At 72.6% G+C, this 19,366-nt stretch carries 17 protein-coding genes; 8 read left to right on the top strand and 9 right to left on the bottom strand.

Going from position 1 to position 19,366, the window contains the following annotated elements; genetic code table 11:
• Position 1 precedes the first annotated feature (1 nt).
• The 4 genes from HWY08_RS02530 (at position 2) to HWY08_RS02515 (ending at position 5,844) form a co-directional block, all read left to right on the top strand.
• On the top strand, positions 2–2,125 hold the full coding sequence (locus tag HWY08_RS02530) for an ABC transporter permease (protein ID WP_176062565.1): 2,124 nt from the start codon (positions 2–4) through the stop codon (positions 2,123–2,125).
• 3 nt (positions 2,126–2,128) lie between these two features.
• Positions 2,129–3,436: an ABC transporter permease gene (locus HWY08_RS02525; RefSeq protein ID WP_176062563.1), complete on the top strand. Its 1,308-nt coding sequence runs from the start codon at positions 2,129–2,131 to the stop codon at positions 3,434–3,436.
• Positions 3,437–3,443: 7 nt separating this feature from the next.
• The gene (locus HWY08_RS02520; RefSeq protein ID WP_176062561.1) at positions 3,444–4,223 is read left to right on the top strand and encodes an outer membrane lipoprotein-sorting protein; all 780 of its coding nucleotides are present in this window, start codon (positions 3,444–3,446) and stop codon (positions 4,221–4,223) included.
• A gap of 136 nt (positions 4,224–4,359) precedes the next feature.
• Positions 4,360–5,844, top strand: a complete 1,485-nt coding sequence (locus tag HWY08_RS02515) for a hypothetical protein (RefSeq protein WP_176062560.1) — start codon at positions 4,360–4,362, stop codon at positions 5,842–5,844.
• 12 nt (positions 5,845–5,856) lie between these two features.
• Here the strand turns inward: HWY08_RS02515 and HWY08_RS02510 are convergent, their stop codons facing one another.
• The 3 genes from HWY08_RS02510 to HWY08_RS02500 form a co-directional block, all read right to left on the bottom strand.
• A complete protein-coding gene (locus tag HWY08_RS02510; RefSeq protein ID WP_176062558.1) occupies positions 5,857–6,120 on the bottom strand; it encodes a DUF6496 domain-containing protein in 264 nt (87 codons plus the stop codon).
• Between the two features lie 79 nt (positions 6,121–6,199).
• A complete protein-coding gene (locus HWY08_RS22220) occupies positions 6,200–8,518 on the bottom strand; it encodes an NADP-dependent malic enzyme (protein WP_176062556.1) in 2,319 nt (772 codons plus the stop codon).
• A gap of 118 nt (positions 8,519–8,636) precedes the next feature.
• The gene (locus HWY08_RS02500) at positions 8,637–9,575 is read right to left on the bottom strand and encodes an Fpg/Nei family DNA glycosylase (protein ID WP_176062554.1); all 939 of its coding nucleotides are present in this window, start codon (positions 9,573–9,575) and stop codon (positions 8,637–8,639) included.
• Positions 9,576–9,635: 60 nt separating this feature from the next.
• Between HWY08_RS02500 and HWY08_RS02495 the strand changes: the two genes are divergently transcribed.
• From HWY08_RS02495 to HWY08_RS02480, 4 genes are all read left to right on the top strand, one after another.
• Entirely contained in the window at positions 9,636–10,424 is a 789-nt protein-coding gene (locus HWY08_RS02495) for a lysophospholipid acyltransferase family protein (protein ID WP_176062552.1), read from the top strand.
• Positions 10,425–10,475: 51 nt separating this feature from the next.
• On the top strand, positions 10,476–11,750 hold the full coding sequence (locus HWY08_RS02490) for a pyridoxal phosphate-dependent aminotransferase (protein WP_176062551.1): 1,275 nt from the start codon (positions 10,476–10,478) through the stop codon (positions 11,748–11,750).
• Between the two features lie 74 nt (positions 11,751–11,824).
• Entirely contained in the window at positions 11,825–12,520 is a 696-nt protein-coding gene (locus HWY08_RS02485) for a hemerythrin domain-containing protein (protein WP_176062549.1), read from the top strand.
• 156 nt (positions 12,521–12,676) lie between these two features.
• The gene (locus tag HWY08_RS02480) at positions 12,677–13,270 is read left to right on the top strand and encodes a hypothetical protein (RefSeq protein ID WP_176062547.1); all 594 of its coding nucleotides are present in this window, start codon (positions 12,677–12,679) and stop codon (positions 13,268–13,270) included.
• A gap of 51 nt (positions 13,271–13,321) precedes the next feature.
• Here HWY08_RS02480 and hypB read toward each other — a convergent pair whose 3' ends face one another.
• The 6 genes from hypB to hypF are packed head-to-tail and all read right to left on the bottom strand — an operon-like array spanning position 13,322 to position 19,360.
• Entirely contained in the window at positions 13,322–14,224 is a 903-nt protein-coding gene (gene hypB / locus HWY08_RS02475) for a hydrogenase nickel incorporation protein HypB (RefSeq protein WP_176062545.1), read from the bottom strand.
• On the bottom strand, positions 14,224–14,568 hold the full coding sequence (locus HWY08_RS02470; protein WP_176062543.1) for a hydrogenase maturation nickel metallochaperone HypA/HybF: 345 nt from the start codon (positions 14,566–14,568) through the stop codon (positions 14,224–14,226). The genes hypB and HWY08_RS02470 overlap by 1 nt, the downstream gene beginning before the upstream one ends.
• A gap of 7 nt (positions 14,569–14,575) precedes the next feature.
• Positions 14,576–15,595, bottom strand: coding sequence for a hydrogenase expression/formation protein HypE (gene hypE / locus HWY08_RS02465; protein ID WP_176062541.1), 1,020 nt, complete (start codon positions 15,593–15,595; stop codon positions 14,576–14,578).
• Positions 15,596–16,735, bottom strand: a complete 1,140-nt coding sequence (hypD, locus tag HWY08_RS02460) for a hydrogenase formation protein HypD (protein ID WP_176062539.1) — start codon at positions 16,733–16,735, stop codon at positions 15,596–15,598.
• A 2-nt stretch (positions 16,736–16,737) separates the two neighbouring features.
• Positions 16,738–17,031: a HypC/HybG/HupF family hydrogenase formation chaperone gene (locus tag HWY08_RS02455; protein ID WP_176062537.1), complete on the bottom strand. Its 294-nt coding sequence runs from the start codon at positions 17,029–17,031 to the stop codon at positions 16,738–16,740.
• A 19-nt stretch (positions 17,032–17,050) separates the two neighbouring features.
• Positions 17,051–19,360 carry a carbamoyltransferase HypF gene (gene hypF / locus HWY08_RS02450; RefSeq protein ID WP_176062535.1) on the bottom strand — a complete coding sequence of 770 codons (2,310 nt, stop codon included), beginning with the start codon at positions 19,358–19,360 and terminating at the stop codon, positions 17,051–17,053.
• Positions 19,361–19,366 lie beyond the last annotated feature (6 nt).

Genomic DNA, 19,366 nt, shown 5'->3' with positions numbered 1-19,366 from the left:
GATGCGCTCCCGCGCCGGCGCGGCGGGCGTGCTGGTCCAGATCGCCTTCCGCAACCTCTTCGCCTCGCGCGCGAAGACGTTCATCGTCGGCGGCATCATCCTCTTCGGGGCCTTGCTGGTGGTGGTGGGGAGCTCGCTCCTCGACACCATCGACCGAGGCATGCGCGGCAGCATCCAGGGCAGCCTGGCCGGCCAGCTCCAGGTCTACGACGCACGCTCCAAGGACGAGCTGGCGCTCTACGGCGGGATGATGGGCGAGTCGCAGCTGGAGCCGATCCAGGACTTCGCGGCGCTCAAGGCGGTGCTGGAGAAGGTCCCCAACGTGAAGAGCGTCGTGCCCATGGGGATCGACCAGGCCATGATCTCCTCCGGGAACGAGTTCGACGTGGCGCTGGAGAAGCTGCGCGGCGACGTGCGCCGGCGGATGGCCGGCGAGGCGACCCCGGAGCTCGCCGCGCGGTACGAGGCGCACAAGGCGCACGTGCGCCGCATGGCGACGCTGCTGCAGCAGGAGCTGCGACAGGCGCGCGCCATCGCCGACGAGAAGCTCATCAAGGAGCGCGCCCGCGACACCGAGGACCTGGCCCGCGCGGTGGACGACCGGTTCTGGGCCGGCTTCGACGCCGACCCGCTGGCGGCCCTCGAGTTCCTCGAGAACCGCATCGCCCCGCAGTCGCTCTCGGGCGGCTTCACGTTCATCCGCTACGCCGGCACCGATCTCGACGCCTACCAGCAGGCGTTCGACCGGATGCGGATCGTGGAGGGCACGCCGGTGCCGAAGGGGCAGCGCGGCATCCTCCTCGGCAAGCTCTACGCGGAGGACTGGCTCAAGCTCAAGACGGCGCGCCGGCTCGACAAGATCCGGGACGCGCTGCACGTACAGCACGGACGCATCGCCCGGGACGAGGAGCTTCAGCGCTGGGTGAAGGAGAACCAGACCGCGACGCGCGACATCCTGCTCCAGCTCGATCCCATGCAGGCCGAAGAGGCGGCGGCCCGCCTCCGGCAGGCGCTCGGCTCCTCGAAGACCGACCTGCACGACCTGCTGGTCGAGCTCTTCACGACCGACGACGCCAACTTCGACGCGCGCTACGCCATCTTCTACGACCGGCTGGCGCCCTTGCTGCAGCTCTACATGGTGCGGGTGGGCGACACCATCACCATCAAGGCGCCGTCCAAGTCGGGCTACATGAGCTCGGTCAACGTGAAGGTCTACGGCTTCGCCGAGTTCCGCGGGCTGGAGAAGTCGGCGCTGGCCGGGATCATGAGCCTCATGGACCTCGTCTCCTGGCGTGACCTGTACGGCTACGTGACCGCCGAGAAGGCGGCCGAGATCCGCGCCATCAAGCAGGGCGTGGGGGCCCGCGACATCTCGCGCGACGCCGCCGAGGCGGAGCTCTTCGGAGCCGCGCCGGCGGAGGCCGAGCAGGCGCAGGCGGTCCGCATCGAGGATCCGGAGCTGGCGGGCGTGGCCAAGAAGCAGGTCGACGACGAGCTCTTCGGCCGCGTCTACACGCAGGCCGAGATCGACGCAGGGGTGGCGCTCAACGCCGCGGTGACCCTGCGCGATCCGGGCCGGCTGCGCGAGACGATGCGCGAGGTGAAGGCCGCCCTGGGCGCGGCGGGCATGAAGATGAAGGTGGTGGACTGGCAGCAGGCGTCTGGCATGGTGGGCCAGTTCGTCTCGCTGGCGCGCATCATCCTCTACACCGCCGTCTTCATCATCTTCGCGGTCGCGCTCGTCGTCATCAACAACGCTATGGTGATGGCCACCCTGCAGCGGGTGAAGGAGATCGGGACCATCCGCGCCATCGGCGCGCAGAAGCGGTTCGTGCTGTCCATGCTGCTGCTCGAGACGACGGTGGTCGGCCTCGCCTTCGGGGCGGCCGGCGCCGCCCTGGGGGCGGCGGTGGTGTGGCTCATCCGGGCGCGCGGTGGCATCCCGGCCACGAACGATCAGCTGTACTTCTTCTACTCGGGCCCGAGCCTCGTCCCCACCCTCGGCACCGCCAGCCTGGCCGTCTCGCTCCTCATCGTGATGGTGGTGAGCGTCCTCTCCGGCATCTACCCAGCGCTCATCGCCACCCGCGTCACGCCGCTCGAGGCGATGCAGTCGGACGACTAGCCCATGATCCTCGTCGACCTCCAGATCGCCGGCCGCAACCTCCTCAAGCACACGAAGCGCAACCTCCTGCTCGGCGGCGCCATCGCGACCGTCACGCTCCTGCTGGTCGTGATGGGCGGGCTCACGCAGGGGATGCGCTCGGCCATGCTCGAGTCGGCCACCACTCTCATGACCGGCCACGTCAACGTGGGCGGCTTCTACAAGGTCACCTCCGGCACCTCGGCCCCGCTCGTCAGCGACTACCCCCGAGTGCTGGCGGACACGCGCCGGCTGGTGCCGGAGCTCGACTACTTCACGGTGCGCGTGCGCGGCTGGGCGAAGGGCGTGTCCGAACGCGCCTCGATGGACCTCGTCCTGGGCGGGGTCGACATCGCCCAGGAGGTCGCCTTTCGCCGGATGATCCAGGTGAAGGAGGGGGACCTGGGCGAGCTGGCGCAGCCGAACACGCTCTTGCTCTTCGAGGACCAGGCGCGGAAGCTGGAGGTTCAGGTGGGCGACGTCGTGACGCTCTCGGCCCCGACCGCGCGCGGCGTCAACAACACGGCCGACCTGCGGGTGGCGGCCGTCGCGCGGAACATCGGCATCCTCTCCTCGTTCAGCGCCTTCATGCCGGCCGAGACCCTGCGGCGGCTGTACCAGCTCAACGACACCACGACCGGCGCCATCCATCTCTACCTCAAGGAGCCGGCCCGGGACTCGCAGGTGGCGGCGCGGCTGCGCAGCGGCCTCGCCCAGGCCGGCTACCGGGTCATGGACCCCGACCCGCGCCCTTACTGGGAGAAGCTGTTCGCCAAGGTCAACGCCGAGGACTGGACCGGGCAGAAGCTCGACGTCACGACCTGGGAGGACGAGATGACCTTCCTCTCCTGGATCCTGAAGGCCATCCTGGGCCTCACCGGGGTGCTCATCTTCATCCTGCTCGTCATCGTGGTGGTCGGCATCCTCAACACGCTCGCCATCGCCATCCGCGAGCGGACCCGCGAGATCGGGACCCTGCGCGCCATCGGGATGCAGCGCCGGAAGGTGCTGTGGCTCTTCCTGCTGGAGGCGGCGCTGCTCGGGCTCTGCGGCACGGTGGCGGGGGCGGTCGCCGGCGTCGCGCTCTGCGCGGCCGTGGACGCGGCGCACCTGGCGGTGCCGGAGAGCGTCCAGATGTTCCTCATGCAGCAGCACCTCACCCTGGCGGTCCAGGCGAAGGCCGTGCTGGAGGACGTCCTCTTCGTGGCAGCGGTGACCACGCTCGCCGCGCTCCTCCCCGCCTTCCACGCGGCGCGGCTCCGGCCGGTCACCGCCATGCACCACATCGGATGAGCACGCCATGACGCCCAGCACCCTCCGCGCCGCCGCCGCCACGCTCGCCCTGGCCCTGGGCCTGCCGGCCGCCGCCCTCACCCAGCCGGAGACCGACGCGCTGGTGAAGCTCGTCGACCAGCGGCAGCACAGCTCGGGCGACTACAAGGCGCTCTGCTACATGGAGGCGAAGGAGAAGGACAAGACGGACGTCGTCTACGATCTCGTAGTCTACCGGCGCGAAGCGGAGGAGAAGCTCATGCTCCTCTTCACGCGTCCGAAGAGCGAGGCGGGGAAGGGGTACCTGCGCCTCGACAAGAACCTCTGGTTGTACGACCCCGCCACCGGCCGATGGGAGCGGCGCACCGAGCGCGAGCGCATCGGCGGCACCGACACGCGGCGCGGCGACCTCGACGAGTCGCGCCTGGCGGAGGAGTACACCGCGAAGTGGGAGGGCGACGAGAAGCTGGGCGCGTACACGGCGCACAAGCTCCTGCTCGACGTTCGGCCGGGCGTGGACGTCGCCTTTCCCCGCATCCGGCTCTGGATCGACGCCGCCACCGGGAACGTGCTGAAGCGGCAGGAGCTGGCCCTCTCCGGCCGGCTCATGCGGACGAGCTATTACCCCAAGTGGAAGAAGGTCTTCTCCGAGTCGAAGGGCGCGGACGTCTGGTTCCCGGAGGAGATGCGGTTCTACGACGAGGTGGAGAAGGCCAACTCCACGCTCATCCTCATCCGGCAGGTCGATCTGCGCGCGCTGGATGCCAACATGTTCACGAAGGCCTGGCTCGAATCGAAGAGCCGGTAGCGTCGCAGTCGCAGTTGCAGCCGAGGTCGCAGCCGAGGTCGAGGTCGAGGTCGAGGTCGCAGTCGAGGTCGAGGTCCGGGTTTCATCTCTCTCTCCCCCGCCGGGGGAGAGGGCCGGGGAGAGGGGGCGTCGCCACGTGAAACCCGCAAGCCTCGCGCTGCTGCTTCTCAGCCTCGCCGCCCCCGCCGCCGCCCAGGACCGTCCGAGCGAGGCGGACCTGTTCGGCGCGCCGCCGAAGCCGCCCGAGGAGGCGAAGCCCGCCGAGCCCACCCCTGCCGCCCCCGCGCCGCGCGCCGCGCCGGGCGAGCCCGCCGAGGAGCGCGTGGCCGGCGTGCTGGGCCGCACCGAGAACCCCTTGCAGCTCGGCGGCCAGCTCTACCTGCGCAGCTTCCTCTTCGCCCGCGAGGGCGATCCGCCCTCCCGCTGGCTCTTCACCGCGCCGGCGCTGACCGACGTGTACCTGGACGCCCGGCCGAACGACCGGGTCCGGGCGTTCGTCCTCGGCCGCATGCAGTTCGACCCGACCCTCGACCCCAGCGCCCCCGGCGTCCTGGGGACGGCCCCGCCGCCGAACCCGCAGGTGCTGCTCGACCAGCTCTGGCTGCGCTTCGACGCCGAGCACACCGCCTTCTTCACGGTGGGCCGGCAGCACGTGAAGTGGGGGACGGGCCGCTTCTGGAACCCCACCGACTACCTCCACGCGGTGCGGCGCGACCCGCTGGCCGTCTTCGACCAGCGCACCGGCACCACCATGGTGAAGGTCCACCTGCCGTGGGAGCGGCAGGGCTGGAACTTCTACGGGATGGCGATCCTCGAGCCGCTCACCAGCTCGGCCGCCACCGGCGCGCTGGCGCCGGGCACCTCCGGCCTGCCCGCCGCCGCCACCTCCGCGCGCGACTCGCAGCGCCTGGGCGGCGTGGGCGGCGCGGCGCGCGCCGAGATCGTGCTCGGCCCCTCCGAGGTCGGCCTGGGGGCGGTGGTGCAGCGCGGCCACAAGCCCCGCTTCGCGGTGGACGCCTCGGCCGGGGTTCTCGACCTCGACTTCTACGCCGAGGCGGCGCTCAAGACCGGGAGCGAGCTGCCGGTGTACCGCCCCCGGCCGGCCGCGCCCGCGGGCGCGGACCTCGCCGTCCGCTACGAGGGGTACGAGCCGTCCGGCCTCACGCCGCAGGTGACGGGCGGGGTGCGCTGGCAGCACAAGTACAGCGACGAGGACATGTTCGAGGTGGGCGCCGAGTACTTCTGGAACCGCCTCGGCTACGCCGACCCCGCCATCTACCCGTGGCTCATCGCCAACGGCGCGTTCGCGCCGTTCTACGTGGGCCAGCACTACGCGGGCGTGTACTTCCACCTCCCGAACCCCGGGGCGTGGAACAACACCACCTTCATCCTCTCGACGCTGGGAAACCTCTCCGACCGGAGCTTCGTCACCCGCCTCGACTACAGCGTGCTGCTCCTCACCTACCTGCGCCTCGAGGCGTACGGGCAGGCGCACTACGGGCGCGCCGCGGGCGAGTTCCGCCTCGCCATCCCGGCCCAGACGGTGGCCGGGGCCGAGGTGACGCCGGGGTTCGGGGCGCAGCTCTTCGACGTCGGGCTGGCGCTCCGCGTCAGCCTCTGAGCCGGCGCGGGGTCAGGCGGAGCGGCGCTTCGCGCGCTTCCCGGCGGTGGACGACCGCTTCTTCGTCCCAGCCGCCTTCTTCCGCGGCACCTTCACGCCAGCCCGCCGCGCCTGGGAGAGGCCGATGGCGACGGCCTGCTTGGCGCTCTTGGCGCGGCCCTTCCCGCGCTTCTCCTTGTGCATCTGCTCCTTCACGAACTCGCCCGCCTGCGTGCTGGCGGACTTGCCCCGCCGCTTGTCGGCGGCGGCGCGCTCCTTGGTCGTCTTCCACGGCATGGCACACCCTCCGTGCAGAGGGTGTGCCCGCCGAGGCGACGCCGCCACCTCCGGGAGGGGCGCGGCGGGGGCAAAGGCGTCAGAAGGTGAACTGATCGCCCTGGGCGCGGAGCGCGGTGAAGGCGGCCAGGTTCACGATGGACTGCACGCTGGTGCCCATCTGCAGGATGTTCACCGGCTTGTGCATGCCGAGCAGCACCGGGCCGATCACCTCGGCGCCGCCGATGCGGTTGAGGAGCTGGTACCCGATGTTGGCCGCGTCCAGGTTCGGGAAGACGAGGACGTTGGCGTCCTCCTTCAGGTTCGTGAACGGGAACTCCGGCACGCGCGTCTCGGAGGACATGGCGATGTCGACCTGGATCTCGCCGTCCACCTCCAGCTCGGGGTGGCGCTGCCGCACCAGCTCGGTCGCCTCGCGCACCTTGTCCGGGCTGGCGCCGCGGGAGGAGCCGAAGGTGGAGTAGGAGAGCATGGCCACCCGCGGCGTCACGTCGAAGTAGCGCGCCAGGTCGGCGGTGGTGACCGCGATGTCGGCCAGCTCCTCGGCGTTCGGGTCGGCGTTCACCGTGCAGTCGGCGAAGAAGCGGAACTCGTTCTTCGTCACCACGATGTAGACGCCGGCCGCGCGCCGGCCGGCGCGGGTGCCGATCACCTGCAGCGGGGCGCGGATGGCGTCGGCGTAGCCGGTGGTGAGCCCGGTGACCAGGCCGTCGGCCTGCCCCTCCTTCACCATCAGGGCGCCGAAGTAGGCGCGCTGCCGGACCCGCTGCTTGGCCTCCTCGAAGGTCATGCCCTTGCGGCCGCGCGTGTCCCAGAGCTTCGACACGTAGCCGGCGAAGAGGTCGCTCTCGAGCGGGTTCACGATCTTCACGTCGCGCAGGCCGTCGAGGCGGTTCTCCTCGATCGAGCCGCGCACCTTGTCCACCGGGCCGAGCAGGATCGGCTCGCAGATCCCGTCCTCCTGCAGGATCTGGGCGGCGTGCTGGATCTTCGGGTGGTGGCCCTCCACGAAGACGATGCGCGCCAGCTTCTTCTTGGCCTTCTGGTAGACGGTGCTCATCACCGCGTGGGTGCGGCTCTGCGTCTTGCGCAGGCGCTCGCGGTACTCGGCGAGGTCGATCTTCTGGCGGGCGACGCCGCTCTCCATGGCGGCCTGCGCCACGGCCGGCGCGACCCACAGCAGCACGCGGGGGTCGAGCGGCTTGGGGATGATGTATTCGCGGCCGAAGGAGAAGCTCTCGCCGGAGTAGGCGCGCGAGACCGACTCGGGGACTTCCTCGCGCGCCAGCGCCGCGATGGCCCGGGCGGCCGCCATCTTCATCGCCTCGTTGATCGCCTTGGCGCGGACGTCGAGCGCGCCGCGGAAGATGAACGGGAACCCGAGCACGTTGTTGACCTGGTTCGGGTAGTCGGAGCGGCCGGTCGCCATGATGACGTCCTGGCGCGCCTCCTTCGCCTCCGGGTAGCTGATCTCGGGGTCGGGGTTGGCGAGCGCGAAGACGATGGGGTCCTTCGCCATCGTCTGCACCATCCGCTGGGTGACGAGCCCCTTGGCCGAGCAGCCGAGGAAGACGTCCGCCCCCTCCATCGCGTCGGCGAGGGTCCGGCAGCGCGTCTCGGCCGCGAACTCCGCCTTCCACTGGTTCATGCCCTCGGTGCGCCCCTTGTAGACGACGCCCTTGGTGTCGACGAGGAGCACGTTCTCCTTCTTCACCCCGAGCGCGATGTAGAAGCGCGTGCAGGCGAGGGCCGAGGCGCCCGCGCCGGACACCACCACCCGCACCTTGTCGAGCGACTTGCCCGCCACCTCGACGGCGTTGAGCAACGCGGCGCCGGAGATGATGGCGGTCCCGTGCTGGTCGTCGTGCATGACCGGGATCTGCATCTCGCGCTTGAGCCGCTCCTCGATGACGAAGCACTCCGGCGCCTTGATGTCCTCCAGGTTGATCCCGCCGAAGGTGGGCTCGAGCGCCTTCACCACCGTGCAGAAGTGGTCGATGTCGGTGGCGTCCACCTCGATGTCGAAGACGTCGACGTCGGCGAACTTCTTGAAGAGGACGCCCTTGCCCTCCATGACCGGCTTTCCGGCGTGGCAGCCGATGTCGCCCAGGCCCAGCACGGCGGTGCCGTTGGAGACGACGCCCACCAGGTTCCCGCGGGCCGTGTACGTGTAGCTGAGGTCCTGGTCCTTCGCGATCTCGAGGCAGGGCTCGGCGACGCCGGGGCTGTAGGCGAGCGCGAGGTCGCGCGCGGTGGCGCAGGGCTTCGTCGGGATGACCTCGATCTTCCCCTTCCGCCCGGTCGAGTGGTACGCGAGCGCGTCCTCGCGGCGGACCTTCTTGTTGGGGACGAGGCTCTGGTCGGACGCGGTCTTGCCCTTGGGCGAATCGGTGGCCATGCTGGACCCTCGCGCTTCGGTTTCGAGTGTGTGTGAGCCGGTGACCAAACCCCACCGTGCGACTTTGTGTCAAGGCGAAGCGCGTCGTGAATCGGGGCGGTTCCTCGTTTGATCGTGGTCAGCCGCCGGCAGGCGGCGGCCCGCTCCGCAGCCCGAGCCCCGGTCTGCTCTCGAGCTCCTCCAGCGTGCGCGGCCAGTCTTCCTTGAGCAGCCGCGCCAGCGATCGATCCGAGAGGATCTGCCCGCCGGTCTGGCAGCGCGGGCAGTAGTTCGTCTCGTGCTCGGCGTGGACGATGCGCTGCACCGGCGCGCCGCAGACCGGGCAGGGCTGCCGGTGGCGGCCGTGCACCGCAAACTCGGGCCGGAAGGCGGTGACCTGCTCCGGGAAGCCGCCGCGGCGTTCGGCGCGCAGGCGCGCCGTCCACTCGCCCAGCACCGCGCGCGCCGCGTCGTGGAGCCGGCCCACCTCGTCCTCCGCGAGGCGCGAGGTGAGCTTCACCGGCGAGAGCCGGGCGCGGTGGAGGATCTCGTCCGAGTAGGCGTTGCCGATGCCGGAGAAGAGGCGCGGGTCGGTGAGCGCGCGCTTCAGTGTGTGGTTCTCGCGCCGCAGCACCGCGGCGAACGCGGTCCGGTCGAGCGCGAGCGGCTCGGCGCCGCCGCGGTCGAGCGCCGCCAGCGCCGCCTCGCCCTGGAGGAGGTGGAGCGCGGCGCGCCGCTTCGTGCCCGCCTCGGTGAGGAGGAGCGTGCCGCGCGGGAACTCGAAGGTGGCGAGCGGCGCGCCGGCGCGGGCGGGCCGCTTCCCGCCGGCGTCGATCCAGCGCAGCCGGCCGGCGATCATGAGGTGGAGGGCCAGGAACAGCTCGCCGTCGAGCGCCAGCACGAGCCGCTTGCCGACCCGCCGCACCTCGCGGACGCGGCGCCCCTCCACCGCGCGCAGCGGGGGCTCGGCCGTGCGGAGGAGAAACGGGCTCGCGAGCCTCACCGCGGCGAGCGGCTCCCCCAGGACGCGCTCGCGCAGCGCCTCGGCGTAGCTCTCGAGGTCGGGCAGCTCGGGCACGCGCGGAGTCTAACCGGGCCGCTCGACCGCGGCCCGCCGGCCCTCTAGACTACGGGCCCCGTGAGCCTCCTCGTCCCGCTGGTCGCGATCGTCGCCTACGCGCTGTCGATCGCGGCGATCGCCGTCTGGCCGCCCCTCGTCGCGCTGACGCTGCTCGTCACCCTCCCGTTCGACCGGAACCGCGCCGCCGCCGGCCGGCTCCTGCGGCTCTGCGGGGCGTTCGTCTCCCGCAGCTTCCCGTTCTGGCGCATCCGGCTGGAGGGGCGCTGGCCGGAGGGCCGGCAGGCGTACGTGGTGGTCGCGAATCACCAGTCGTTCCTCGACATCTTCCTCATCTCGAACCTCCCGCACGAGATGAAGTGGGTGGCGAAGCGCTCGCTCTTCAAGATCCCGTGGATCGGCTGGGCGTTCTGGATGGTCGGGGACATCGCCATCGAGCGCGGCGACGCCGCCAGCGCGGCCGTCGTGATGGCGAAGGCGAAGGACTACCTCACCCACGGCATGCACGTGATGCTCTTCCCCGAGGGGACGCGCTCGCGCGACGGCAAGATGCTCCCGTTCAAGGCGGGCGCCTTCAAGCTGGCCGTCGACGCCGGCGTGCCGATCCTCCCCATCGCCGTCTCCGGCAGCGCGCAGGGCATGCCGAAGGGGACGCCCTGGGTTCGCCCGGCGCGGCTGGTGGTGCGCGTCCTCGAGCCCGTCTCCACCGCCGCCGCGTCCGCCGCCGAGGGGCGCGAGCAGGTGCGCCGCATCGCCGAGCTCCGCGACGACGTGCGGGGGCGGATCGAGCGGGCGCTGGCGGACATCACCGGCGAAGCCGCCCCCGGCCAGGCGGCGCCTGCCCCCTGAGCGCCCGCCCGCTCGAACGTCCCCGCCGAGGGTGATACGCTCGCGGATCCGATGAGCGACGAACACCGCAGCCACGTCCACGCCTTCCGCACCGTCCCGCGGACGGGCGTCATCTACGCCACCACCGAGGCGACGAAGCTCGGCTACTCGCAGCGCGACCCCGCCTGGTGCAACCTGGGGCAGGGGCAGCCCGAGACCGGCCCGCTCCCCGACTCGCCGCCGCGGGTGCACCAGGTGGCGGTGGACGTCGACGACCAGGAGTACGCGCCGGTCCCCGGGATCTGGGAGCTGCGCGAGGCGATCGCCGGCCTCTACAACCAGCTCTACCGCCGGGGGATGCCCTCGCAGTACGCCGCCGAGAACGTGGCCGTCTCGGGCGGCGGGCGGACCGCGCTCACCCGCGCCGCGGCGGCGCTCGGCCACGTGAACCTCGGCCACTTCCTGCCCGACTACACCGCCTACGAGGAGCTGCTCGACATCTTCAAGGCGTTCACCGCCATCCCCATCCTGCTCGAGGGGGAGCGCGGCTACGCCTTCACCGCGGACGACCTCCGGCGCGAGATCGGCGGCCGCGGCCTGTCGGCGCTGCTCGCCTCGAACCCCTGCAACCCGACCGGCAAGCTGGTACAGGGCGACGAGCTCGCCCGCTGGGTGGGCGTCGCGCGCGATCTCGACTGCACGCTGCTCCTCGACGAGTTCTACTCTCACTACATCTGGACCGGAGCGCCCGGCCGGCTGCCGGTGGAGAGCGCCGCCCGGTACGTGGAGGACGTGGACCGCGACCCGGTGGTGGTGTTCGACGGGCTCACCAAGAACTGGCGCTACCCTGGCTGGCGGGTCACCTGGACGGTGGGCCCGCGCTCGGTCATCGAGGCGGTGGGGAGCGCCGGCTCCTTCCTCGACGGCGGCGGCTCGCGCCCGCTGCAGCGCGCCGCCATCCCGCTCCTGGCCGAGGAGCAGGTCAAGGCGGAGACGCTCGCCATCCACCGCACCTTCGGGGAGAAGCGGGCGCGCATGCTGCGCCGCCTCGAGGCGATGGGGGTCCGGACCGACCGCGCGCCGGACGGGACCTTCTACGTGTGGGGCTCGGTGGCGCACCTGCCGCCGCCGCTCTCGGACGGGATGGGGTTCTTCCGGGAGGCGCTGAAGCGCCAGGTGATCTGCGTCCCCGGCGAGTTCTTCGACGTGAACCCCGGCAAGCGGCGCAGCCGCGCCGGCTCGCGCTTCCGCCAGTACGTCCGCTTCTCGTTCGGGCCGGCGCTGCCGGTGCTGGAGACGGCGCTCGGCCGGCTCGAGGAGATGATCCGCGACGCTTCGTCGCGGTGAGCGGCGCGGAGGGTCCGGGGGCGTTGCCGGACGCCCGCCCGATGGCAAGCCTCTCGTGCAAAGGGGGACTTGCCATGGACGCCGTCCAGCTCGTCAAGCAGGACCACCGCACGGTGGAGCAGCTCTTCAAGCAGTTCGAGCGCGCGGAGAAGGCCGAGAGGACGGCCGAGATGCGGCGCGTGGTGGAGAAGGTGGTGAAGGAGCTCTCCGTCCACGCCGCGATCGAGGAGCAGGTGCTCTACCCGGCGCTGCGCCGCGGCGACGCGTCCACCGAGGACGAGGTGCTCGAGGCGCTCGAGGAGCACCACCTCGTGAAGCTGACGCTCCTCGAGCTCGAGAAGATGAGCCCGGAGGACGAGCGGTACTGCGCCAAGATGACCGTGCTCATGGAGAGCGTGCGGCACCACGTGGAGGAGGAGGAGTCCGAGCTCCTGCCGCGCCTCGCCAAGGCCTTCCCGCCGCGAGACCGCAAGGAGCTGGGGGCGCTGCTGGAGCAGGCGAAGAAGGCCGCCCCGACGCACCCGCATTCCGGCGCGCCCGACAGCCCGCCCGGGAACCTCCTCGCCGGCGCGCTCTCGGCGCTGCTCGACAAGGGCCGGGACGCCCTGCGCGAGGCCGCCGACCGGGGGCGCAAGATGGCGCGGTCCCGCTCGCGCGAGGTGAAGGGGCGCGCCCGCAAGGCGATGGCCTCCGGCCGGTCGGCGATGGAGAAGGGCCGGGCCATGGTGCGCGAGGTGACCGGGGGCGAGGCCTCGCCGCCGCAGGCGTGAACCGGCCCGCCGCACCCACCTCACCCCTCACTCACCGAGCGTCGGGTCGCCTGCTCCGGCGGACGCCTCGCGGCTGATCCGGATCACGGTGAGTCACGCCCATCCGTCCTACCCTCCGCGGGAGAGCGGGAGCTCGATCTCCCGCGGGGGGAGCTCATGCGCAAGAACTGGGTGGCGATCGCGGTCGCGGTGGCGGGGCTGTGCTGGAGCTCGAGCGCTCGGGCCGGGGACGGCTCGTCGTTCGCAGGTCCGGGCTCCGTGTCGCTGGCGGCGGAGCGGCTGTTCGGGATCCACCACGCCAGGCCGAGCGTCGGCTCCAACTACACGAGCTTCTCCCTCTTCGGTCCCGGCGGGCTCGAGGCGGGCGTGGCGCCCTACAGCATCCCCCGCATCGGGCTCGACTACTTCGCCGCGGGGGGCCTCACCGTCGGCCTGGGCGCCGAGGTCGGCGTCGTCAGCCCCGAGAACGGGAGCAACACCACCATCCTGGGCCTGAACCCGCGGCTCGGCTGGGCGCTCCGCGCGAGCGACGCCGTGACCTTCTGGCCGCGCGCGGGCCTGAGCTACGTGATGGTGGACCTGGGCTCGTCTGCCTACCTGCTGGCGGCGGCCCTCGAGGCGCAGCTCGTCGTCACCCCGACCCGCAACTTCGGGTTCCTGCTCGGGCCGACCGCCGACATCGGCCTCTCCGCGACCCACACCAAGGTGACCGAGCTGGGCTTCCAGGCCGGGCTTATCGGCTGGTTCTAGCGGGAGTGGTCGCGTAACTTCGGGCCCGCGGTCGAGCAGGCGGGCACGCCCTCAGTGCTCGTGGTCGTGCCCCGAGCCCTCGTGCCCGTGGTCGCCGCCGCCGTGCTGGTGGCGCTCCTCGGCGCCGTGGTGCTCGTGGGCGTGGGCGTGCTGGTGGGCGTGCGGGTGCGAGTGCGTCGTCGCCCCGTGCGCGTGAGCGTGCTCGTGCGTGTGCTCGTGGGGGTGGGCGTGCGCGTGCTCGTGCGGGCGGGCCTCCTTCGACCTCCCCGCCACGACCGGGGCCCGCCGCGCCTCCAGCCAGGCCTTCCAGGCCTGCATCCCCTCGCCGGTCCGCGCCGAGACGCGCAGGACCTTCGGGTCGGGCATGACGCGCCGCAGGTTGTCCTCGAGGCGCGGCAGGTCGAAGTCGAGGTGGGGCACGAGGTCGACCTTCGTCACCAGCACCAGGTCGGCCTTCTGGAACATGACCGGGTACTTGAGCGGCTTGTCCTCGCCCTCGGTCACGGAGAGCGCGACCACGTTCGCCTCCTGCCCCAGGTCGTAGATGGCGGGGCAGACGAGGTTCCCGACGTTCTCGATGAAGAAGACGTCGAGCTCCCGCCAGGGGAAGTCGTGCAGCGAGCGGTGCACCAGCTCGGCGTCGAGGTGGCAGGCCTGGCCGGTGGTGATGGCCTTCGACGGGATGCCGGCCCTCGAGAGGCGCTGGGCGTCGTTGTCGGTGGCGAGGTCGGCCGAGACGGCGCCCAGCCGGACGCCGCCGAGCACGCGGGCGCTCGCCTCGAGGAGCGCGGTCTTCCCCGAGCCGGGCGAGCCCATGATGTTGAGGGCCAGCACCCCCGCCTCGCGGAAGTGCTCGCGGTTGTGGGCCGCGATGCGGTCGTTGCCGGCCAGGATCTTCTCGTGGAGCTCGACCGGCACGAGCTCGGGGTCACCGCAGCCACAGGTGGTGCACATCAGGGGATCTCCATGTCGATGGCGTCGAGGAGCAGGGCGTCGCTCTGCGGGGTGAGCTGGGCCGGCGCGCCGCACGGCTCGCAGCGGAGGATGTCGCCGCGCGCGAAGGTCTTGCCGCAGCGGGGGCAGACCCAGCGGGCGGGGTAGTGCACCACCTCGAGCGCGGTCCGCTCGCAGAGCGTGCCCTGGCGGAAGGTCTCGAAGGCGGTCTGGAAGAGCTCCGGGTCGACGCCGGCCAGCTCCCCCAGGCTCACCTTGAGGCCGTGGATGGCGACGGCGCGGCGGCTCCGCGCCTCCTCCTCCACGCGCCGGATGAGCGCCTCGACGAGCGAGTACTCGTGCATGGCGGGCCTAGCAGATGCGCGGCAGCGGCTCGCCGTCGCTCTCGGCGAGGAGCCGCCGGCCGAGGCCGGTGTCGAGGATGACGTTGCCGGGGCGCTCGGCGACGGCGGTGCCCACCACCGCCGCCCGCCGCCCCTGCGGGTGCGCCCGGAGCGCCGCCAGCACGCGGTCGACCGCCTCCGGCCGGACGCCCAGCACCGCCTTGCCCTCGTTCGCCACCACCAGCGGGTCGATGCCGAGCATCTCGGCGGCGGCCTGCACCTCGTGGGTGACCGGCACCGACGGGCCGTCGAGGACCACCCCGACCTTCGCCTTCTGCGCGAACTCGTGCAGCACCGAGGCGAGCCCGCCGCGGGTGGGGTCCTTCATGGCCACCACCGCCTCACCGCCCGCCTGGAGCGCCGCCCGGACGAGGCCGTTCAGCGGCGCCACGTCGGAGCGCAGGTCGCCCTCGATCTGGAGGTCGCGGCGCCGCGTCATGACCGCCATGCCGTGGTCGCCGACCGTGCCGGTGACGATGATCCGGTCGCCGGGCCGGAGCCCGTCGTCCCGCACGATCCGCCGCGCGAGCGCGAACCCGGCCGTGTTGAGGACGATCCCGTCCACCTCGCCCTTGCCCATCACCTTGGTGTCGCCGGTGACGATGGTGACGCCGGCCTCCTCGCAGGCGCGCTTCATCGAGTCGCGGATCCGCTCCAGCGCCTCGCGCGGGAAGCCCTCCTCGATCACCACCGCGCAGGTGAGGCCGAGCGGCTCGGTGGCGCCCATCATGGCGAGGTCGTTGACGGTGCCGCAGACGGAGATGCGGCCGATGTCGCCGCCCGGGAAGAAGATGGGCTGCACCACGTGCGAGTCGGTGGTGACGACGAGCCACTGGTCGCCGACGCGCAGCGCGGCGCCGTCGTCCATGGCGGACAGCCCGACGCCGTCCACCGGGCCCCCCAGCGGCAGGAAGACGTCCTCGATGAGCGCGCGCATGGCGCGCCCCCCCGCTCCGTGCTTCAGGGCGACGCGATCCGGACCGGCCATCTAGCCCACCTCTCGAAGATCGGGGATGCCGCCGTACTGGTGCCAGATGCGGCAGGCGCCCTCCGAGGAGACCATGCACGCGCCCACCGGCGAGTCGGGGCGGCACTCCTTGCCGAAGAGCTTGCAGTCGTGCGGGTTCTTGAGCCCCGACATGATGTCGCCGCAGAGGCACTGCTTCGCGAGCTCGTTCTCGACCTTGCCGCCGACCAGGCTCGTGTCGATGCGGAACCGCTTGCGCGCGTCCACGTGCGCCCACTCCGGCCGGAGGTCCAGGTTCCCCGACGGCACGCGCGCGATGCCGCGCCAGTCGCCGGTGGTGGTCTGGAAGACCTTCCAGAGCTTCTCCTGCGCCGGCTGGTTCCCCTCGCGGGTGACGCAGCGCGGGTACATGTTCGCCACCTCGGGCCGGCGCTCCTTGATGAGCTCGACCAGCTTCACCAGCGCGGCCAGCACGTCGAGCGGCTCGAAGCCGGCCACCACCACCGGCGCGCCGGTCTTCCGCGCGAAGGGGACGAAGATCTCCCAGCCGGTGATGATGGCGGCGTGGCCGGCGGCGATGTAGCCCTCGATGTGCGTCTCCGGCATGGCCGACACCACCTCCATGGCGGCCGGCACGTACTTGTGCGAGGAGAGCACCGAGAAGTTGTCGGGGACGCCGGCGAGCAGCACCGCGGCCGTCGCGACGGCGGTGGTCTCGAACCCGCTCGCGAAGAAGACCACCTGCTCCAGCGGGTGGCGCTTCGCCACCTCCACCGCCTGCGAGACGCTGTAGACGACCTCGACCTTGCCGCCGTCGGCCTGCGCGTCGCCGAGCGACTTCTGCGCGCCGGGCAGCTTCAGCATGTCGCCGTAGGTGCAGACGCGGGCGCCCATGGCCGCGAGCGCCACCGCCTCGTCCACCTCGGGGGTGTCGGTGACGCAGACCGGGCAGCCGGGGCCCATGATGACCGAGAGGTCGCGCGGGAAGGCGGCGCGCAGGCCGAAGCGGGCGATGGCCTGCTCGTGGCTGCCGCACACGTGCATGACGTTCACCGGCGAGCGGCCGATGGCCTTCACCTCGCGCTCGAGCGCCTGCGCCAGCTCGCGCGCGCGGGCCGGGTCGCGGAACTTCAGCTCCTGGGCCTCCACCTGGAGCGCCATGGTCAGGCCTTCTCCGGGACCTTGGCGCCGGCCGCCATCTCGCCGCGGACGTCCTCGGCCATGAGGTCGCCCGCCGCGGCGTCCTTGAGGACCTGCTCGAACAGCTCCAGCGTCACGCCCACCTCGTCCGGCGGGATGCGCCGGATGGCGAAGCCGACGTGGTTCAGCACGTAGTCGCCGACCGCCACCGGCTCGTCGACGATGTCGAGGCGGAGCAGCTTCTTCACGCCGAAGAAGTCGACCGTCGCCTCGAGGCCGTTCACCTCGAGCACCTTGCCTGGGACCCCGAGACACATGGTGAAGCTCCTCCTCGGCTCACGCGCCAGCGCGCGCGTCCGCGACGACCGCCTGCCCGAGCGCGATGCCCCCATCCCCAGGCGGGGCGGCGCGCGGCAGGTATACCTGAAAAACACCTGACAGCTCGTGGATGATGCCCTCGGCGAGCCGGGCGTTGGCGAAGCAGCCGCCGGAGAGCACGACCGGCAGGCGGCCGTGCCGCGCCGCGGCGAGGCGGACGAGCTCCGCGGCCGCGGCCACCAGGGCCCCGTGGAAGCGCGCCGCGACAAGCCCGGCGGGCCGGCCGGCCACCACGTCCCCGGCGAGCTCGCGCACGAGCGGCCGCCAGTCGAGCTGCCAGGGCGCCGTCGAGGTGTCGACGTGGAAGGCGTAGCGGCCAGGCGAGGTGCCGCCGGCCACGGCCTCGAGCGCCATCGCCAGCTGCCCCTCGTAGCCGGCGCGCGGGCGGGCCAGCGCCAGCGCGGCCGCCGCGTCGAAGAGCCGGCCGGCGCCGTGCGCGGGCGGGGCGTTGAAGCCGCGCGCGATCATCTGCCGCACCAGCGCCACCTCTCCCGCCGGCGCCGCCCGGAAGAGCGGCAGGGCCTCGAGCGGCGGGGCGCCCCCGAAGGCGTCGTCGAGCGCCGCCAGCGCGACGCGCCACGGCTCCCGGATGGCCTTGTCGCCGCCGGCGAGCGCCACCGGCCGGAAGGTGGCGAGCCGCTCGTAGCCGCCGTAGCGCGCGAGCAGGAGCTCGCCGCCCCAGGCCGCGCCGTCGTCGCCGAGGCCGGTGCCGTCCCAGGTGAGCGCGAGCGCGGGGCCCTCGAGCCCGTGCTCGGCCATGCAGCCCGCGGCGTGCGCGTGGTGGTGCTGTACGGCGACGGCGGGCAGGCCCTCCGCGCGCGCGCGCTCCAGCGCGTAGCGGGTGGAGGTGAAGTCGGGGTGGAGGTCGTGGGCGAGGAGCGCCGGCCGCGCGCGCAGGAACTGCTCCAGGCGCGCCACCGCCCCCTCGAAGGACGCGAGCGTCTCGAGGTTCTCGAGGTCGCCGATGTGCGGGCCGAGGTGCGCCGCGTCGCCCACCCCGAGGCAGAAGGTGTTCTTGAGGAGCGCCCCCACCGCCAGCACCGGGCGCCCGAGCGCGCGCGCCAGCCGCACCGGGCGCGGCGCGTACCCTCGCGACCGGCGCAGCAGCACCGGCGCGCCTGCCACCACCCGCGCCACCGAGTCGTCGGCGCGGGTCTCGATCTCGCGGTCGTGGACGAGCAGGAGGTCGGCGACGCCGGAGAGGCGCGCCACCGCCTCGCCGTCGCGGTAGGCGATGGGCTCCTCCGACAGGTTCGCGCTCGTCATGACGAGCGGGCGGCGCACGCCCTCGAGCAGGAGGTGGTGGAGCGGCGCGTAGGGCAAGAGCAGGCCGAGGAGCGGCGTGTCGGGGGCGACCTCGGGCGCGACGTCGCACCCGTCGCGGCGCGGCGCGAGCACGATGGGCCGCTCGGGCGAGGTGAGGAGGCGGCGCTCGGCGTCGCCGAGCTCGCAGAGGAGCTCCGCCTCGGCCAGGTCGCGCGGCATGACCGCGAGCGGCTTCTCCTCGCGCCGCTTGCGCAGCCGGAGCCGCGCCACCGCCGCCGGCGCGCGCGCGTCGCAGGCGAGGTGGAAGCCGCCCACGCCCTTCACCGCCACGATCCGGCCCTCGCGCAGCGCCTGGACCGCGGCGGCGAGCGCCTCCTCGCGCTCGGCCAGCGGCCGTCCGTCGGGCGCGAGCAGCGCGAGGTGCGGGCCGCAGGCGGGGCAGGCGTTCGGCTCGGCGTGGAAGCGCCGGTCGCGCGGGTCCTCGTACTCGCGCCGGCAGGCGGGGCAGAGGGCGAACGGCGCCATGGTGGTGAGCGCGCGGTCGTAGGGCACGCCCCGGGCGATGGTGAAGCGCGGCCCGCAGCTGGTGCAGTTCGTGAACGGGTAGCGGTAGCGCCGGTCGGCCGGGTCGAAGAGCTCGCGCAGGCAGTCGGGGCAGGTGGCGAGATCGGGCGGGATCGAGACGCGCGGCGCCGCCGCGGCCGCGCCCTCGCTCTCCACGATGGCGAAGCCCTCGACCGGCTCGTCCGGGATGCGCTCGCAGGCGAGCGCGTCGAAGCGCGCCGCGGGCGGGCGCTCCGCCTCGAGCCGCGCCACGAACCGGCGCAGCGCCTCGGCGCCGGCGAAGGCCTCGATGGTCACGCCGCGCGCGTCGTTCCGGACGCGGCCGCGCACCCCCTCCACCCCGGCCACCCGGTACACGAACGGGCGCATCCCGACGCCCTGCACCGTGCCGCGGATGGTGATGCGGAGGCCTTCCGCCGGGGGTGAAGGAGGGGGCACGGAGCG

Source organism: Anaeromyxobacter diazotrophicus (genome assembly GCF_013340205.1).
GTDB classification, from domain to species: Bacteria; Myxococcota; Myxococcia; order Myxococcales; family Anaeromyxobacteraceae; genus Anaeromyxobacter_A; species Anaeromyxobacter_A diazotrophicus.
Note: the sequence above shows the minus strand (reverse complement) of the source record. Positions and strands in the feature narration are given on the sequence as shown.

What these genes read in the sequence shown, in the direction of transcription:
- hypD (WP_176062539.1), bottom strand. Translation starts at nt 16,735, where the DNA reads ATGGCGCTCCAGGTGGAGGCCCAGGAGCTGAAGTTCCGCGACCCGGCC.
- hypE (WP_176062541.1), bottom strand. Translation starts at nt 15,595, where the DNA reads ATGGCCGGTCCGGATCGCGTCGCCCTGAAGCACGGAGCGGGGGGGCGC.
- HWY08_RS02480 (WP_176062547.1), top strand. Translation starts at nt 12,677, where the DNA reads ATGCGCAAGAACTGGGTGGCGATCGCGGTCGCGGTGGCGGGGCTGTGC.
- HWY08_RS02455 (WP_176062537.1), bottom strand. Translation starts at nt 17,031, where the DNA reads ATGTGTCTCGGGGTCCCAGGCAAGGTGCTCGAGGTGAACGGCCTCGAG.
- HWY08_RS02485 (WP_176062549.1), top strand. Translation starts at nt 11,825, where the DNA reads ATGGACGCCGTCCAGCTCGTCAAGCAGGACCACCGCACGGTGGAGCAG.
- HWY08_RS02510 (WP_176062558.1), bottom strand. Translation starts at nt 6,120, where the DNA reads ATGCCGTGGAAGACGACCAAGGAGCGCGCCGCCGCCGACAAGCGGCGG.
- HWY08_RS02490 (WP_176062551.1), top strand. Translation starts at nt 10,476, where the DNA reads ATGAGCGACGAACACCGCAGCCACGTCCACGCCTTCCGCACCGTCCCG.
- HWY08_RS02525 (WP_176062563.1), top strand. Translation starts at nt 2,129, where the DNA reads ATGATCCTCGTCGACCTCCAGATCGCCGGCCGCAACCTCCTCAAGCAC.
- HWY08_RS02470 (WP_176062543.1), bottom strand. Translation starts at nt 14,568, where the DNA reads ATGCACGAGTACTCGCTCGTCGAGGCGCTCATCCGGCGCGTGGAGGAG.
- hypB (WP_176062545.1), bottom strand. Translation starts at nt 14,224, where the DNA reads ATGTGCACCACCTGTGGCTGCGGTGACCCCGAGCTCGTGCCGGTCGAG.
- HWY08_RS02530 (WP_176062565.1), top strand. Translation starts at nt 2, where the DNA reads ATGCGCTCCCGCGCCGGCGCGGCGGGCGTGCTGGTCCAGATCGCCTTC.
- HWY08_RS02520 (WP_176062561.1), top strand. Translation starts at nt 3,444, where the DNA reads ATGACGCCCAGCACCCTCCGCGCCGCCGCCGCCACGCTCGCCCTGGCC.
- HWY08_RS22220 (WP_176062556.1), bottom strand. Translation starts at nt 8,518, where the DNA reads ATGGCCACCGATTCGCCCAAGGGCAAGACCGCGTCCGACCAGAGCCTC.